The sequence below is a fragment of the Caballeronia sp. A2-2 genome (genome assembly GCF_057612605.2).
The window spans coordinates 287,228-302,934 of the sequence record NZ_CM172588.1 but is presented as its reverse complement, the minus strand read 5'-3'; the positions used below and the strand labels follow the sequence as shown (position 1 = coordinate 302,934).

Annotated in this window: 14 protein-coding genes; 9 read left to right on the top strand and 5 right to left on the bottom strand. The window is 64.0% G+C overall.

The window, feature by feature from the left end; translation table 11 throughout:
• Positions 1–6: 6 nt before the first annotated feature.
• The 3 genes from ACZCWR_RS17645 to ACZCWR_RS17635 all read left to right on the top strand — a co-directional run bounded on the left by ACZCWR_RS17645 (position 7) and on the right by ACZCWR_RS17635 (position 3,906).
• Positions 7–996, top strand: coding sequence for an FAD binding domain-containing protein (locus ACZCWR_RS17645; protein WP_487304276.1), 990 nt, complete (start codon positions 7–9; stop codon positions 994–996).
• Positions 993–3,218, top strand: a complete 2,226-nt coding sequence (locus tag ACZCWR_RS17640; protein ID WP_487304275.1) for a xanthine dehydrogenase family protein molybdopterin-binding subunit — start codon at positions 993–995, stop codon at positions 3,216–3,218. Before ACZCWR_RS17645 ends, ACZCWR_RS17640 begins: the two co-directional genes overlap by 4 nt.
• Before the next feature lie 100 nt (positions 3,219–3,318).
• Positions 3,319–3,906: a nucleotidyltransferase family protein gene (locus tag ACZCWR_RS17635; RefSeq protein WP_487304274.1), complete on the top strand. Its 588-nt coding sequence runs from the start codon at positions 3,319–3,321 to the stop codon at positions 3,904–3,906.
• 832 nt (positions 3,907–4,738) lie between these two features.
• Here the strand turns inward: ACZCWR_RS17635 and ACZCWR_RS17630 are convergent.
• Positions 4,739–5,443: a glycosyltransferase family 2 protein gene (locus tag ACZCWR_RS17630; RefSeq protein ID WP_487304273.1), complete on the bottom strand. Its 705-nt coding sequence runs from the start codon at positions 5,441–5,443 to the stop codon at positions 4,739–4,741.
• 241 nt (positions 5,444–5,684) lie between these two features.
• On the opposite strand from ACZCWR_RS17630, the gene ACZCWR_RS17625 reads away from it, so the two are divergent.
• The 5 genes from ACZCWR_RS17625 (at position 5,685) to ACZCWR_RS17605 (ending at position 10,504) form a co-directional block, all read left to right on the top strand.
• Positions 5,685–7,190: a UdgX family uracil-DNA binding protein gene (locus ACZCWR_RS17625; RefSeq protein ID WP_487304272.1), complete on the top strand. Its 1,506-nt coding sequence runs from the start codon at positions 5,685–5,687 to the stop codon at positions 7,188–7,190.
• Positions 7,191–7,332: 142 nt separating this feature from the next.
• Entirely contained in the window at positions 7,333–7,818 is a 486-nt protein-coding gene (locus ACZCWR_RS17620) for a hypothetical protein (RefSeq protein ID WP_487304271.1), read from the top strand.
• A gap of 243 nt (positions 7,819–8,061) precedes the next feature.
• Positions 8,062–8,631: a glycosyltransferase family 9 protein gene (locus ACZCWR_RS17615; RefSeq protein WP_487304270.1), complete on the top strand. Its 570-nt coding sequence runs from the start codon at positions 8,062–8,064 to the stop codon at positions 8,629–8,631.
• 38 nt (positions 8,632–8,669) lie between these two features.
• Positions 8,670–8,831: a hypothetical protein gene (locus tag ACZCWR_RS17610; RefSeq protein ID WP_487304269.1), complete on the top strand. Its 162-nt coding sequence runs from the start codon at positions 8,670–8,672 to the stop codon at positions 8,829–8,831.
• Positions 8,832–8,962: 131 nt separating this feature from the next.
• Entirely contained in the window at positions 8,963–10,504 is a 1,542-nt protein-coding gene (locus ACZCWR_RS17605) for a methyl-accepting chemotaxis protein (RefSeq protein WP_487304731.1), read from the top strand.
• Between the two features lie 55 nt (positions 10,505–10,559).
• Here ACZCWR_RS17605 and ACZCWR_RS17600 read toward each other — a convergent pair whose 3' ends face one another.
• Positions 10,560–11,747 (bottom strand): M20 aminoacylase family protein, encoded by a 1,188-nt coding sequence (locus ACZCWR_RS17600; protein ID WP_487304268.1) that lies wholly within the window; start codon positions 11,745–11,747, stop codon positions 10,560–10,562.
• Positions 11,748–12,025: 278 nt separating this feature from the next.
• Between ACZCWR_RS17600 and ACZCWR_RS17595 the strand changes: the two genes are divergently transcribed.
• A complete protein-coding gene (locus ACZCWR_RS17595) occupies positions 12,026–13,180 on the top strand; it encodes a metallophosphoesterase (protein WP_487304267.1) in 1,155 nt (384 codons plus the stop codon).
• Positions 13,181–13,380: 200 nt separating this feature from the next.
• On the opposite strand, the gene ACZCWR_RS17590 is transcribed toward ACZCWR_RS17595, so the two are convergent.
• The 3 genes from ACZCWR_RS17590 to ACZCWR_RS17580 all read right to left on the bottom strand — a co-directional run bounded on the left by ACZCWR_RS17590 (position 13,381) and on the right by ACZCWR_RS17580 (position 15,703).
• Positions 13,381–13,890, bottom strand: a complete 510-nt coding sequence (locus ACZCWR_RS17590; RefSeq protein WP_487304266.1) for a hypothetical protein — start codon at positions 13,888–13,890, stop codon at positions 13,381–13,383.
• A gap of 129 nt (positions 13,891–14,019) precedes the next feature.
• Positions 14,020–15,066 (bottom strand): patatin-like phospholipase family protein, encoded by a 1,047-nt coding sequence (locus ACZCWR_RS17585; RefSeq protein WP_487304265.1) that lies wholly within the window; start codon positions 15,064–15,066, stop codon positions 14,020–14,022.
• A gap of 52 nt (positions 15,067–15,118) precedes the next feature.
• Positions 15,119–15,703 carry a hydrolase gene (locus ACZCWR_RS17580; protein ID WP_487304264.1) on the bottom strand — a complete coding sequence of 195 codons (585 nt, stop codon included), beginning with the start codon at positions 15,701–15,703 and terminating at the stop codon, positions 15,119–15,121.
• Positions 15,704–15,707: the final 4 nt, after the last annotated feature.

The window sequence follows — 15,707 nt, the reverse complement described above, 5'->3', positions numbered from 1 at the left end:
ACGATCATGGATGCGATTTCCTACCAGCGCGCGACCGATATCGGCGCGGCGATCAACGCCATCGATCAGCCGGGCGCGATGTTCATCGGCGGCGGCACGAACCTGATCGACCTCATGAAAGGCGGCGTGATGCGGCCGATGAAGCTCATCGACATCACGCATATCGACGCGTTGAACGGCATCAGCGCGACGCCGGATGGCGGGCTGCGCATCGGCGCGCTCGTGCGCAACAGCGATGCCGCGAATCACGCGTGGGTGCGCGAGCGTTATCCGCTGCTGTCGCAGGCCTTGCTCGCGGGTGCATCGGCGCAGTTGCGCAACATGGCGACGGTCGGCGGCAACCTCATGCAGCGCACGCGATGCTCGTACTTCTACGACCCCGGCTTTCCTCAATGCAACAAGCGCACGCCAGGCAGCGGATGCGCGGCCATCGGCGGCAACACGCGCATGCATGCGATTTTGGGCGCGAGCAGCCAATGCATCGCGACGAACCCGTCCGACATGAACGTGGCGCTCGCCGCGCTCGATGCCGTGGTGCGCGTGACCGGCCCGCAAGGCGAGCGGACCATTCCGTTCGCGGCGTTTCATCGTCTGCCGGGCGATCATCCCGAACTGGATACGACGCTCATGCCCGGCGAACTCATCACGGCGGTCGATCTGCCGCCGCCGGTTTTCGCGCAGCATTCGAAGTATCTGAAGGTGCGGGACCGCGCGAGTTACGCGTTCGCGCTGGTATCGGTCGCGGCCGCCTTGCAAATGGATGGCGATACCGTGAAGGATGCGCGCATCGCGCTGGGCGGCGTGGCGCATAAGCCGTGGCGCGCGAACGCGACGGAACGGGCGCTTATCGGTAAGCGCATCGACCGGACGACGCTGCAAAGCGCCGCTGCGCTCGCCGTGCAGGGCGCGCAAGCGCAGCGCGACAACGCGTTCAAGATCGCGCTGGCGCAGCGGGCCATCGTGCGTGCGGTTCAACAGGCCGGAGGTGTCGCATGAGCGAGATCGGAAAACCCTATGACCGTACCGACGGCATCCTCAAAGTCACCGGTCAGGCGCGCTATTCCGCCGACAACTCGGACGCCAAGCTCGCGCATGCGGTGTTGGTCACGAGCACGGTGGCGAGCGGGCGGATTGCATCGATCGATACGAGTGCGGCGCGCGCCATGCCCGGCGTGTTGCTCGTGATGACGCACGAAAACGCCATGCAACTGCCCAACGGCGGCGTGCCGGATGCGCAACCGCCCGCCGTGCGCAAGCTCACGCTGCTGCAAACCGACACGGTGCGTTATAGCAACGAGCCGGTCGCGGTCGTCGTCGCGGATACGCTGGAGCATGCGCAAGGCGCGGCGCGTTTCGTCGCCATTCGCTATGAAGCCGCGCTCGCGCCGAACACGGATTACACGCGCGCGCGGTCGCAGGCGTATCAACCTGAAAAGATGATGGGACGCCCCATCACCACGCAACGCGGCGATGTCGCGGCCGGTCTGCGCCAAGGTCCGACGCGCCTCGACGCGGTCTACACGACGCCTTACGAGCATCACAATCCGATGGAACCGCACGCGACGCTCGCTCGCTGGGACGGCCCCAACCTCACGCTCTACGACGCGACACAAGGCGTCTCCGGCGCACGCAGCGCGGTCGCGAAATTCTTCGGCATTCCCGACAACAACGTGCGCGTGATCTGCCCGTTCGTCGGCGGCGGCTTCGGCTGCAAGGGTTCGGTATGGTCGCATGTCGTGCTGGCGGCGATGGCCTCGAAGCAGACCGGCCGGCCCGTGAAGCTCGTGCTCGAACGTCCGCAGATGTTCGGCATGGTCGGGCATCGGCCTTACACGGAGCAGCGCATTCAGGTGAGCGCGCGCGACGACGGCATCATGACCGGCATGCGGCACGATGTGATCGCGACGACTTCGACCTTCGAGGACTGGACCGAAAGCTCGGCCATCGTCACGCGCATGCTGTACGCCGTGCCGAATCAGGCGACGACGCACAAGCTCGTCAAGCTCGATATCGGCACGCCGACCTTCATGCGCGCGCCCGGCGAGACGAGCGGATGTTTCGCGCTGGAGACGGCCATCGACGAAATGGCTTATCAACTGCGCATGGACCCGCTCGCGTTTCGCCTGAAGAACTATGCGGAGATGGAACCGCAGGAGAAAAAGCCGTGGTCGGAGAAGGCGCTTAAGTCATGTTACGAGCGCGGCGCGGAGAAGTTCGGCTGGGCGCGGCGCAATCCCGCGCCGCGTTCCATGCGCGAGGGCAACACGCTGATCGGCTGGGGCATGGCGACGGCGACGTATCCGGCGAACCGGAGCGAAGCCTCGGCGATCGCGCGCATCTTGCCCGATGGCACGGCGATGGTCGCTTCCGGCACGCAGGATCTGGGCACCGGCACTTACACGGTGATGACGCAGGTCGCCGCCGAAGCGCTCGGCTTCCCGCCCGATTACGTGCGCTTCGCGCTTGGCGATTCGTCGCTGCCGAAAGCGCCGGTGTCGGGCGGATCACAATCGGCGGCGAGCGTGTCGCCTGCGGTGCGCATGGCGTCGTTGCAGGCGCGCGATCAGTTGATTGCGATGGCGCTCGCGGACAACGGCTCGCCGCTCGCCGGATTGCCGCGCGAGGATGTGACCGTCGCGAGCGGCTGGGTCGTGAGTCTGTCGCAGCCGGACAAGCGCGATCCGGCGGCTGCTGTCATCGCGAGAAACGGCGGCAAGGCGATCGAGGCCGTCGCCACCGCGCGCCCCGGCGATGAAAAGAAGCAGTACGCGTTTCACTCGTTCGGCGCGGTGTTCGCGGAGGTTCACGTCGATGCGGATCTTGGAATCATCCGCGTGCCGCGCATCGTCGGCGTGTATGACGTCGGAACATTGCTCAACGAGAAGACCGCGCACAGTCAGTTGATGGGCGGCATCGTGTGGGGCGTGGGTTCGGCGCTGTTCGAGAAGACCGAACTCGATCCGCGTTACGGGCGCTATACCAACGCCAATCTCGCGGAGTATCACGTGCCGGTAAATGCGGACATCGGCATGCTGGATATCTCGTTCGTCGGCGAGCCGGACCCGCAGATCGGCGGGCACGGGGCGCGGGGCATCGGCGAGATCGGGATCACGGGCGTGTCGGGCGCGCTCGGCAATGCGGTGTACCACGCAACCGGCGTGCGCGTGCGCGATTTGCCGATCACGCTCGATAAAGTCCTGCCGCAGACGATGGTGTGATGTTTGTCGACTGACCTCAGGCGCGGCAAGCAGTTTTTTTGCGCTTGCCGCGCCCTCCGACGCGCTGCACAATCCAGCTTTCTTTCCCGACGAGCCCGCGATGACCTATTCGTCCAGCGCGACCGGCATTTTGCTGGCGGCGGGTCTTGGCACTCGCTTCGATCCTTCCGGTATCCATAACAAGTTGCTTGCGCCGTTGCCCAATGGCGTGCCGGTCGTGTTTCAGTCTGCGCGACGGTTGCTCGCGGTGGCGACGGAGGTGGTGGCCATCGTGCGGCCCGGTGCCGAAAAACTCGCGGATGTGTTGAACGAAGCGGGCTGCAAGGTCATCTTCAGCGTGGATGCCGAACGCGGTATGGGCGCGACGCTCGCCGCTGCCGTGCGGGCTACTTCCGAAGCGGATGGCTGGCTGGTGGCGCTCGGGGACATGCCGTGGATCGAGCCGTCGAGTATCGAAGCGGTGGCGCGTGCGCTCGATGGCGGGCAGGGGCTTGTGGCGCCTTCTTATCGCGGTAAGCGGGGGCATCCGGCGGGGTTTGGCATGACGCATCGCGAGAGTCTTGCTGCGCTTGATGGTGATGCGGGGGCGCGTGCGTTGTTTGCGTTGCAGACGGCGTTTTTGGTTGAGGTCGAGGATCCTAATGTGCTAAGGGATGTGGATTTGCCGGGGGATTTGCAGGTTGAGTGAGCGTGTTTCGATGTTGTTCTTTCGTGCAAAGCGCTGCTCTTTTTTGGGCTTTTTCTGCAGTAGCCGCCTCCCCGGCGGGGGGGTAACTTTCTTTGCTGCTGCAAAGAAAGTCACCAAAGAAAGCAGCTTTTTACCCCATGCACGATGGCTGGAGAGGGTTGGTCTGGATTAACGATACAGTGGCCGCGTTAGGACGTCCCCCGTTTGGTTAAGCGTATTGGCAACCTAGCGATTTCGCGCTCGAATCCTTAAGCCTTAGTGGTCCGCGATCATTCTTTCGGCCATGCGCTTCGCGCGCCGAGAACTTTAGAACGGAATCCCGCAGCGCATCAGCGCCCAGCCACCTCACACCTCGCCGTTATGTCGTTATTCGGCCCTACCTTGGTAAGCGCTTCTGGGCAAAGCGCACACACCAACGCAAGTCATCTTTTAGTCGGAGCACTAACCAAGGTAGGACCGAATAGCAATCTTGTGGGGAGGTGTGAGGTGGCTGGGCGCTGATAGGCTGCGGGATTCCGTTCTTACTGTCTCGGCGCGCGCAGCGCATGGCCGAATGAATGAGCGCGATCCACTAAGCGTTGATTACTCAAGCGCGCAATCGCCAGGTTGCCTAAGCGACTCGTTATGCGTGGCAAGTCCTATTGCGGCCACTGCATCCGTTAATCCAGACCAACCCTTTCCAGCCAGCGTGCATGGGGTAAAAAGCTGCTTTCTTTGGTGACTTTCTTTGCAGCAGCAAAGAAAGTTACCCCCCCGCCGGGGAGGCGGCTACTGCAATAAAAACACCACCAACAGAAGCCCTTTGCACGACATAAAGACAACACCCCAACCCTCACGCCGCAATCGCCGCCTCATCCCCCGCCTCAGGCGACTCCACAACCAAATAACGCCGACTCATATCCATCAACGTCGCACCAAACCCCTTCTTGGCGCGAAAGTCAGTGCGCGCACTCGTCACCACCCTCGGCGCAGCGCTCCACTCAATCCGCGCCCCAATACGAACAAGCGCATCGACAAGCGCAACATCCTCGCTGGTTTCCAGCGGCGGAAACCCGCCCGCCTCCAAATACGCCCGCGCCGACACGCCCAGATTCGCTCCATGAATATGCCGATGCCCATCCGCATCGACATAAATACGGCCGAAGTGCTCGCGCACCGCGCCGATATGCGGCGACCAGTCGTGCACGCCGATCACGCCGCACACCGCGTCGGCGCAGCAGTCGAGCTGACGCGTGAGCCAGTCGTCGGCGACCACGCTGTCGGCGTCAGTAAAGGCGAGCCAGCGCGCGCCGAGCGCCAAAGCCCGTTGCGCACCGTGCGCGCGAGCCACGCCGACGTTGCGCGCGTCGATGTTCATCACATCCGCGCCGAGCACGCGGGCAATCGCGGCGGTGTCGTCGGTGCAACTGTCGGCCACGACGATCACGCGCGTGTGCTCGCCCAGCAGTTGATGATGGTCCGCCGCGCGCCGCGCCGCCGCGACGCACGCGGCAATGTGATCGGCTTCGTTATGAGCAGGGATGACGATGGCAAGCATGGCAACTCCGTTTTGGTCTTGTTCTAGGCGATGCAACCCGCGATGCCTCGATGCTCGTTTTCAGCAAGCGCTATACCACTATTGAAAAGACGAAACGGATTGACTCGGCCCTCACTGCGGAGCGGGCGGCGTCAAAGGGCGCGACCATCGTTAAAAGGTTGCCTCAAAGCAGCGAGGATCGCTAAAATCACTGTATGGATATACAGTACTTTTACGCCCTTGCCCTCGCCCGTGCCCGCTGATGAAAAGCATCGTCCTCGATCCGTCCTTTGCCGCCTGGCGTGCCGCCGCGCGCTCGCTGCTCTTGGAAAACGTCCATCCGCAGGAGGTGGCGTGGATGGAATCGGGCGCATCGGCGACGGTGTTCGGCCGGGTCGAACCAACGCCACCCGACCCGGCCGCCCCGGCCGCGCCCGCGCCGCCGAAAATCGCGCGCGAATTCCTCACCATGCTGGAAACGGCCGCGTGCTTTCGCGCGCCGGACCGCTGGCCGTTTCTCTACAAGGCGCTGTGGCGCTGGACGCAGGGCGACCGCGCGGTGGCATCGACGGAGGACGAGGATGGGCGCCGCCTGCATCGGATGATCGAAATCGTCGAGGCCGAGGAGCGCGACATGCAGCGCGTGCTGCGCTTCAGGCATCGCGATTCGTCGCTCGGACCGCCCGAGTTCATCAGTTGGTGCGAACCGGTGCATGACCTGCTGGAGCACGCCGCCATGCACTTCGCCCGGCGCATGGGCAACGCCACGTGGATGATCGCCACGCCGCACGGCGCGGCCTTCTGGGACGGCGCGCTCTTGCGCGTGGACCGCACCAGCGAGCCGGAAGAAAAGCCCGCCGACTTCGGCGAGAGCGCGGGCGGCATGAACGGCGAGGCGGTGAGCGGCGACGCCATCGAGGCGCTGTGGCTCGCCTATTACGAAAGCACTTTCACGGACGCGCTGGAAAACGCGGCGGAAATGGCGTCGCACATGCGCGTGCGTTACTGGAAAAGCCCGCCGGACGGGCGTGTCGATCCGACGCTGATCTCGCGCGCGGACCCGTATGCGCGGCGCGACCGCCATCCGCGCAACGTGCCGTCGGACATGGAAGTGCCCATCAACACGGATCTGGAACCGCTCAAGGGCACTTCGCTCAAGGAACCGCCTTCGCTCGATGCGTGCAGACGCTGTTCGCTCTGGCGCAACGCGACGCAGGCCGTGGCCGGCACCGGTCCCGCCGATGCGCGCGTGATGATCGTCGGCGAGCAGCCCGGCGATCAGGAGGACCGCGAAGGGAAACCGTTCATCGGGCCATCGGGGCAATTGCTGGACGAAGTGTTCGCCGATGCCGGGCTGGATCGCGCATCGTTCTATCTGACCAACGCGGTGAAGCACTTCAAGTGGGAAACGCGCGGCCAGGACGACGAACGCCTGCATAGCACGCCCACGCAGCGCGAGCGCGAAGCCTGCCGTTACTGGCTGGAAGAAGAGATGACGCGGATCGCGCCGAAAGTGGTCGTGGCGCTCGGGGCGTCCGCGCTCAAGGCGTTGACGGGGCATCGCACGGCGCTGTCGGAGTATCTGGGCAAGACCATCGAGCACAAGGGGCGCGTGATCGTGCCGACGTACCACCCTTCGTATCTGATGCGGCTGACCGACGAGAAGATACGCGCCGAAGTGTTCGGGACCATCGTGGAGGCGCTCGTGTTCGCCCAGCAGATCGCGGACGGCACCGCGACCATCCGCACGCCGGTAAAGGCGCGCTGAATATCAGCCCAAATGCAACAGGACGCAACCGAAGCAACAAGAAGAAACAAGACGAAAGTGCCGTCAACGATCTTGTAAGCCATGCGTTATTACCGGTGTCGCGCCGCTTTGGCGCTTACCGATGGTCTCGACGAACACTTCCATGGCCGCTCTCCCGTTCCACGAACTTCGCCGTCAACAGTCCCACACCGCCCTCGTGCCGAAGACCGCGAGCCAGCTCGACGCCGAGCGCGCGCGCATGGTCTCGCGCGCGGGCTTGCTGCTCAACGTGACCATCGCGCTGGCGCTGGCGGGCGCGATGGTCATCGCGTGGCTGCCGTTTTCGGCGGTGCCTCACGAATTCCGTTTCGGCGTGCAGGAAGTGATGGGCGTCGCGGTGTTCGCGTCCTGCCTGTTCCTCTTGCACGAGCGCGCCGAACTCTCGCTCGGCCTGCATGCTTACGAACCGGTCGAGCAAACCACGCAGGGCGAACTGCGCGCGCTGCTGCATCATGTGCCGGAAGGCGCGTCGTATCAGGAAGTGCTGGCAGCGGACAACCGCACGTTCACCACCGGCGAAGTCGATGACATCCGCCGCCGCGCCGAAGCCTTCACGCCGAAGACGCTGCCTGCGGGCGAAGACGCCTGACCTTCGACCCCACCGAAAAAACCGCCGGCCCTCGAAAGCCGGCGGTTTTTTCATTTTGCGTATCGAATTCTTCTCTCGTTCCGCGACCTTGACGAGTGCATCGCTTCTCCAGTTCAATGGCGATGCGGCATCCGGCCCGACCATCACCACATGGTGATGCGGGCACGCCGGCTGCTTGCCCCTACGTCCGTGCCGCCGTTCTGGCGGAAACCGCCCAAGGTCACGCCACGCGCAGGAACCACGATGCGACCCATTTCCCTGTCTTACCTGACCGATGAACTGACGTCCGCGCTGATTCCGGACGCGCCCTCCGCACCGCGCGACGACAACTACGACGAACTTGTCGCTTTCCACGGCATCGAGCGGGAGCGGCTGGTGTTGATCCATCCCGGCAGCCACAAGCCAGCGCCCGCCTGGTCGCCCGAGTGTTACGCCGATGTCGCCGACGCGCTCGCCGCCGATGGCTGGCAGATCGCGATCGTCGGCGACGCACCCGATCCCGAACGCACCGCAGGCGTGCTCGGCGCGATGCAAACCGCCGCGCTCTTTCTGGCGGGCGCGGTCATGCCGCGCACGTTGCCGCGCCTGATCGCCGACGCCCGTCTTCTCCTCTCCGACGATGCCGCGCCGCCCTCGCCCGTCGCGCAGGCGCGCGCGCTCGGGACGCCGCATATCGTGCTCGACGAACATCCGCGCGACACGGGCAGCGCCGCGATCATCGAACGCGCCCGCGCCGAGTTGTCCGACGCACGCCGCGCGCATCCGGGACGGCCGTTCACGCTGCACATGCCCGCCGAACACGATACGGTCTAGCATCAGATGATGGCTCAACATTCAAGCAAGGTCAGATCATGAACTTCGAGATGCAGACCAGTCCCGTGCCGGACCCCATCGCGGACCCGAATCGCGATCCGGAAGCCGATCCGCTTACGCCGCCTTCGCCGGGACATCGCCCGGACGAACCGCAGCATCCCGACGCGCCGCCGGATAAAGATCCGATTCACCGCACCTGAATCTTCGGGTTTTCCCGCATCGCCCTTCATTCGTCATGCCGTTTGCCGTAATTCGGGCATACGGCGGCGACTCATTGCCGCGTGTCAACAAAAACACCACGACCACACGACGGCAACACGACATGAACGGAATGACGTTGAACAGGAAGCTCGGCTCGCTGATCGCCGTGCTTTGGATCGGCCTGATCGCGATTGGCATCATCGGCGCGTGGCAAAACCGCGCGTCGATGATCGAGGATCGCAAGGAACAACTGAAGACGCTGGTCGGCGAGGCGTACGCGATCACCACGCACTACGCGGCGCTCGCGGACAACAAGACGCTCTCGCAGGACGAAGCCAAGAAGCAGGCGCTGGAGGTGATCGGCGCGATCCGCTATGGCAAGGACGGCTATCTGTCCATCAACGATTCGCATCCGACCATGGTGATGCATCCGATCAAGCCCAAGATGAACGGGCAGGATTTGTCAGGCTATACCGACCCGGCGGGCAATCGCTTGTTCGTCGATATCGTCAAGGCGGGCGATCAGCCGGGCGGCGGTTTCATCAGCTATCTCTGGTCGAAGCCGGGCAGCGATGCGCCGGTCGCGAAGCTCTCCTATTCGCAGAAATTCGCGCCGTGGGACTGGTATCTCGTCACCGGCATGTACATGGACGATGTGCAGAGCGCGTTCTGGGCCAGCGCGTTGCGCTGGCTTGCGATCACCACCATGCTCGGTGCGGTCGCGACGGCGGCGATGCTCGTCGTGTTGCGCAGTATCAAGCGGCATCTGGGCGGCGAGCTGGAACTGGCGGTGCGCGCGGCGCATCGCATCGCGAACGGCGATCTGACGGCGACGGTCGACGTGCGTCCCGGCGACACGACAAGCCTGCTTCACGCGCTCTCGACCATGCAGCGCGGTCTGGTCGAAACGGTCGGACGCGTGCGCAACGGCACCGAGAACATCAACGTGGGTGCATCGGAAATTGCGGCGGGCAACACGGATCTGTCGCAGCGCACCGAGGAACAGGCGGCGGCGCTGGTCCAAACCGCATCGAGCATGGACGAGATGACCGCCAACGTGAAAAGCAACGCGGACAGCGCAGCCCAGGCCGCGCGCCTCGCAAGCCAGGCGGCGGATGTCGCGACGCGCGGCAGCGGCGTGGTCGGCGACGTGATCGACACGATGACGCGCATCACCGAAAGCTCGCGGCAGATTGGCGACATCATCGGCGTGATCGACGGCATTGCCTTCCAGACGAACATTCTGGCGCTGAACGCGGCCGTGGAAGCGGCGCGCGCAGGCGAACAGGGACGCGGATTCGCGGTCGTCGCGGCGGAAGTGCGCAGCCTCGCGCAGCGCTCGGCCACGGCGGCGAAGGAAATCAAGGCGCTGATCGAGACATCGACGCATACCGTGCAGGAAGGCGCGTCGCTCGTGTCGAACGCGGGCACGACGATGAGCGAGATCGTGCAATCGGTGCGGCGCGTGAACGAGATTCTGGACGAGATCAGCCACGCGTCGAGCGAGCAGAGCGCGGGTATCGAACAGGTGAATCGCGCGGTGGTCGAGATGGATCAGGTCACGCAGCAGAACGCGGCGCTGGTCGAAGAAGCTGCCGCCGCCGCGCATTCGCTGAAGGATCAGGTGGATGCATTGCGCGAGGCGATCGGGAGTTTCCGCTTGCCTGCCTGAGGTTCGATGGCTCCTGAGAAATGCGCATGTCTTGTTCGGCATGCGCATTTTTCTTTTAAGCCGCGAGATAACGCTCCACCAGGCGCGCCCAGAACGCCGCACCAATCGGCAAGTTCTTGTCGTTGAAATCGTAATGCGGGTTATGGACCATGCAGCCATCTTCGCCCGCACCATTGCCGATGCGCAGGAACGTGCCCGGCCGCTTCTGCAGCATGAACGCGAAGTCCTCGCTGCCCATCAGCAAATCCGTATGCGCGACGACGTTGTCCTCGCCGACCAACTCGCGCGCGACTTGTGTGGCGAATTCCGTTTCCGCATCCGAATTCACGACGACCGGATAGCCTTCCTGATACTTGACCGTCGCGCTCGCGCCATAGCTCGCGGCTTGCGCTTCCACCAGTTCAGTGATGCGGCGCTTGAGCAACTCGCGCACTTGCGGGCTGAACGAGCGCACCGACAATTCCAGCGTCGCGCGATTCGGGATGACGTTGTTGACCGTGCCCGCGTGCATCGAGCCGACGGTGACGACGGCGGGCTGCGCGGGATCGACATTGCGCGCGACGATGGTCTGCAACGCCATCACGACGCTCGCCGCCACCACCACCGGATCGACACTCAGATGCGGACGCGCCGCATGGCCACCCACGCCTTCGATCGCGATGGACACCTGATCGCCCGCCGCCATGAACGGGCCGCGCCGGAACAGGAACGTGCCCGGCTGCGCGCCCGGATGATTGTGGACGCCGAACACGGCATCGCAATGAAAGCGTTCGAACAGCCCTTCCTCGATCATGTGTTGCGCGCCGCTCGGCACGCCGTGCTCCTCGGCCGGCTGAAAGTACAGATGCACCATGCCGCTGAAATTGCGCGTGCGCGCGAGATGACGCGCCGCGCCGAGCAGCATGGTGGTGTGGCCGTCGTGGCCGCATGCGTGCATCTTGCCGGGCGTCTGGCTGGCGTAGGGCTTGCCGGTTTGTTCGAGGATCGGCAGCGCGTCCATGTCGGCGCGCAGGCCGATGCTTTTCGTTCCCGTGCCCGCGCGCAGCGTGCCGACCACGCCCGTTCCGCCGACTCCGCGCGTCACCGTCCAGCCCCATTCTTCGAGCCGCTCGGCGACCAGCGCGGCGGTGCGCGTCTCCTCGTACGAGAGTTCGGGATGGCTGTGGATGTCGTGGCGGATCGCGCGCAACGCGGGGGCGTCGTCGGCGAGATCGGCGATTTCGGTGAGGCGGGACTGGGTCATGGTGGAACCTTGCTGTTGAAAGCTTTCGCCGGCGTGCATCGTGCAGCCGCGCGGGGGAGATTTTAACGGGACAAAAAGGTTGGACTCTCGCAGGCGCGAGGGTTCCGCCCGATTACATTCTTTGGCGATGTCGAAAGCGCTCACATTCGCACTACCAAGTATCCGCCGACCGTTCCGCCAAAAGCGCGCCCGTGCACTAACCGGTAGAATTCGTCGATACCAACCGCAGGCGCAATCCGCCTTCTACGCGCCGCACATCCCTCTCTTTCAAGGCCGCCATGCGACGTTCCGCGTTCTTTATTCGCTTCATCGGCATCGGGGTTTTGTTTCACATCTACGTCGGCATGCGGCTCATTCCGGACGCACCGGTCGCCCTGCCGTGGAAAGTGTTCGCGGCGGTGTTATTGGCCGCGTCGGTCGTGCTGATTCCGCTGGGCATGTCGGCGCGCAACATCGAGCAACAACCGCTTTCGGACCGTCTCGCGTGGTTTGGACTGACTGCGCTTGGCTTGTTCTCCTCGCTACTGCTGCTGACCTTCGCGCGTGATCTGATGCTGCTCGTCGTGCATGTGACGGACTGGGCGCAGCATAGGCCGGTCGGGTCGCCGAGACTGGTGGCATCGAGCGCGCTGGCGGTGCCGTTGCTCGCGGTGCTGCTATCGGCCATCGGGTTCTACAATGCGCGGCGGCGTGCGCCGGTGGTTAGCGTGGATGTACCCATCGCCAATTTGCCCGCCGCGCTGAACGGCTTCACCATCGTGCAGATCAGCGATATTCATGTCGGCCCGACCATCAAGCGACACTACGTCGAGCGCATTGTCGCGGCGGTGAATGGATTGCAAGCCGATGTGATTGCCGTGACCGGCGATGTAGTGGATGGCTCCGTGCCGCATCTGGCCGATCACACGCGTCCGCTGTCGGGCCTGAGCGCGCGGCATGGCGCGTTTCTCGTCACGGGCAATCACGAGTATTACTCGGGCGCGGACAAGTGGATCGCGGAATTCCGCCGGCTCGGGCTGACGGTATTGCTCAATCAACACGTGGTGTTGAACCACGACGGCGCGCAGGCCGTGATTGCGGGCGTGACGGATTACAGCGCGGGCAGCTTCGATCCCGAACAACGCAGCGATCCCGCCAAGGCGATCAGCGGCGCACCCGCCGATGCCACCGTTCGCGTGCTGCTCGCTCATCAACCACGCAGCGCACCCGCCGCAGCGGATGCCGGTTTCACGCTTCAGCTTTCCGGCCACACGCACGGCGGACAATTCCTGCCGTGGAATTTCTTCGTGCGCCTTCAGCAACCGTTTGTCTCGGGGCTCGTGAAGTTCAACGGGCTTTGGGTCTATACGAGCCGTGGCACAGGTTACTGGGGGCCACCGAAACGACTCGGCGCGCCTTCCGAGATCACCCGCGTACGACTGGTCGCCACCTGAACGCAAGCGTCGAGCGAAGTGGACGCGCGCCTCGAAAGCCGCGCGTCCTGCGCTCGGGGAAAAGCGCGATGACCGCACAGGGGGATGCACGGACACCCCTCGCCGCCGAACGGGGATTCGTCGACGAGTGATATGACCTTAACGGATTGCCCTGCCTCGACACCACACGATCCGTCCTAACTTTGATTGCCCAAAAGCCGCTACTTCGCGACCGGTGACTTCTTCACCAGCTTGACTTCGACAGAAGCACCCGGCGCAAGCGCTGTGGCGGCGCGCGGATCTTGCGTGCGCACTTCGATCGGCAGATCGTCGGCGTCCTTGAGCATGACGACGCCTGCCGCGCCATCCACACTCGCCACGCGCACCACGAATTGCCGGTCGCCGGGAATCATCGCCTGGGGCGGCGCGGACTTGACGGGCGTGAGCATCACGGGCTGAAGCACGGTGCTCTTGATGCGCGTGCCGATCGGCAACTTGTCGAGATCGCGGACTTCCTGACCGACGTTCATCTGCATGACGTGTCCCTGCGCATCGGCAACGGTCACGCGATGAGCGTCTGCATCGACGGAACGAACTTCGCCGATCACCTGCACGAGCATCGCGCCTTCTATGGGCGACGCGCGCGCTTTCCCGTTTTGCTGTGCGATTGCGCCGTGGCTCGCCAAGGCCAAAGTCAGCATCAGAACGCCTTTGAGTCCTCTCGTTTTCATCTTGTCTAGCTCGTTCGTTCCAGGAAGATTCTTCGTGGATTATGCGCTATCGAACGGCGTCCGGATATTATGTCGTTATCCGAAATGTCAGAAGCGCGCGGCGTATGCCGAGAAACAATAAATCGATGATTATCGCTGCCGATACACACTCAAAGGCCGTGTCGCATACACGGTCCGATGCGGCGCGGTGCCATCGCGCGGCCAGTCGGAACGGGCATCGAAAAACCATTCCGCGCGCTCGCGTCCCTTGCGCAGTAACGCGTGAATCAGCGCGGGATTGCGGTCGAACTTGGACGCGTAATCGAGCGTCCCTGGATAATCCCGCGCTTCGAGATGCATCTGCACCACGCGCAGTTTGATGGACTTATAGCGTTGCGCCAGCGTCGGGTCCTGTTGAAGCAGCGCGTTGATGCGCGTCGCGAAGTAAAGCTCCTGACCAAGCGCAAGATTGCCAGACAGTTCATTGCGCCGGTCGATGATCTCGTTCGCCGACTCAGGTATCTCATGGCGACGCTGCGGATTGATCTGCACGACCCAGATTTCATCGGGCCGCATGGCGAGATCGAAATCGGTGAATTCGCGCACGGGCGGATTGCTGCTGAACAAGCCATCCCAGCACAGATGCCCGCTCGCCTCCACCGCGCGATACAGCGGCGGCACGGCAGCGGACGCCACCAGTTGATCCTGTGTGAGATGCTCGCCCGCGAAAATCAGCCGGTCGCCGGAGCGCACGTCCGTCGCGCCGATCAACAACGTGGGATGCGCCCGCTGCGCCGGATCGGCAGGCAGCGCGGCAAATGGAAGATGCTTGTCGAGCAACTGGCGAAGTTTGTCTTCGGCAATCGGCGGATAGAGATACGGGCTGATGTCCGCGTTCACCGGCAGCCGCGTGTACCAGACACCGAGCGCGTTCGCGACAATATCGGGCGGCTCGCGCGCTTCCAGATCACGCCAGAACGCGCCGAGGCGACGCGTGGCATCCGCCGGACCGCCGAGCAGCAAACCCGCCCACGCGAGCGCGCTGCACATCGCGCCGCCGGACGTGCCGGACAATCCGACGAGTTCGAATCGCCCGAAAAACTCGTCGCTCAACAGACGTTGCAACACGCCCGCCGCGAAGGCCGCGTGACTGCCGCCGCCCTGACAGGCGATGGCAACTTTCGGTTTGTCCGGCATCGTCGCACCTCGCCCAGGCTGGGAACACCTGAAGCATAGGCGACGCGCGCCGCTATTTCAGCGCGCTCAATACTTGCGCGGTCGTGCGCACCCGGCCGATGCGCGGAAAGATATAGCGGACCGTCGCCGCGTGCATCTCAGCGTGAAGGTCGCTCATGGCATCTTCGACGAACACTTGCTGATAGCCGCGCTCGTTCGCGCCGCGCGCGGTCGTATCCACGCCGATGGACGTCGCGATGCCCGCCATCACCAGCGTGCTGATACCGCGCCGACGCAATTGCAGATCGAGATCGGTGCCGTAGAACGCGCCCCACTGCCGCTTGAGCACGACGATATCCGACGCCTCCACGCCCAGTTGCGGGCAGAACTCGGACCAGCCGGGCGGCTCGGCGGATACGGCGGACGGCGGCGGCGCATCGGTCACGGGCTTGAGGCTGCTTGCGCCGACCGGAAACGCGACCTTGACGAACACCACCGGCGCACCGGCGGCGCGAAAGCCATCGATGAGCGTGCGCGCATTCGTCAGCACGGACGCCGCGCTGTTGCCCTGCACCGGCATCGCCGCGATGCCTTTCTGCAAATCAATCAGCACGAGCGCCGTGCTGGCGGGATCAATTCTAAATTCAGGTGTATTCATGAGG

Coding starts and splice junctions, on each gene's coding strand:
- ACZCWR_RS17645 (WP_487304276.1), top strand. CDS start 7: ATGGATGCGATTTCCTACCAGCGCGCGACCGATATCGGCGCGGCGATC.
- ACZCWR_RS17640 (WP_487304275.1), top strand. CDS start 993: ATGAGCGAGATCGGAAAACCCTATGACCGTACCGACGGCATCCTCAAA.
- ACZCWR_RS17635 (WP_487304274.1), top strand. CDS start 3,319: ATGACCTATTCGTCCAGCGCGACCGGCATTTTGCTGGCGGCGGGTCTT.
- ACZCWR_RS17630 (WP_487304273.1), bottom strand. CDS start 5,443: ATGCTTGCCATCGTCATCCCTGCTCATAACGAAGCCGATCACATTGCC.
- ACZCWR_RS17625 (WP_487304272.1), top strand. CDS start 5,685: ATGAAAAGCATCGTCCTCGATCCGTCCTTTGCCGCCTGGCGTGCCGCC.
- ACZCWR_RS17620 (WP_487304271.1), top strand. CDS start 7,333: ATGGCCGCTCTCCCGTTCCACGAACTTCGCCGTCAACAGTCCCACACC.
- ACZCWR_RS17615 (WP_487304270.1), top strand. CDS start 8,062: ATGCGACCCATTTCCCTGTCTTACCTGACCGATGAACTGACGTCCGCG.
- ACZCWR_RS17610 (WP_487304269.1), top strand. CDS start 8,670: ATGAACTTCGAGATGCAGACCAGTCCCGTGCCGGACCCCATCGCGGAC.
- ACZCWR_RS17605 (WP_487304731.1), top strand. CDS start 8,963: ATGACGTTGAACAGGAAGCTCGGCTCGCTGATCGCCGTGCTTTGGATC.
- ACZCWR_RS17600 (WP_487304268.1), bottom strand. CDS start 11,747: ATGACCCAGTCCCGCCTCACCGAAATCGCCGATCTCGCCGACGACGCC.
- ACZCWR_RS17595 (WP_487304267.1), top strand. CDS start 12,026: ATGCGACGTTCCGCGTTCTTTATTCGCTTCATCGGCATCGGGGTTTTG.
- ACZCWR_RS17590 (WP_487304266.1), bottom strand. CDS start 13,890: ATGAAAACGAGAGGACTCAAAGGCGTTCTGATGCTGACTTTGGCCTTG.
- ACZCWR_RS17585 (WP_487304265.1), bottom strand. CDS start 15,066: ATGCCGGACAAACCGAAAGTTGCCATCGCCTGTCAGGGCGGCGGCAGT.
- ACZCWR_RS17580 (WP_487304264.1), bottom strand. CDS start 15,703: ATGAATACACCTGAATTTAGAATTGATCCCGCCAGCACGGCGCTCGTG.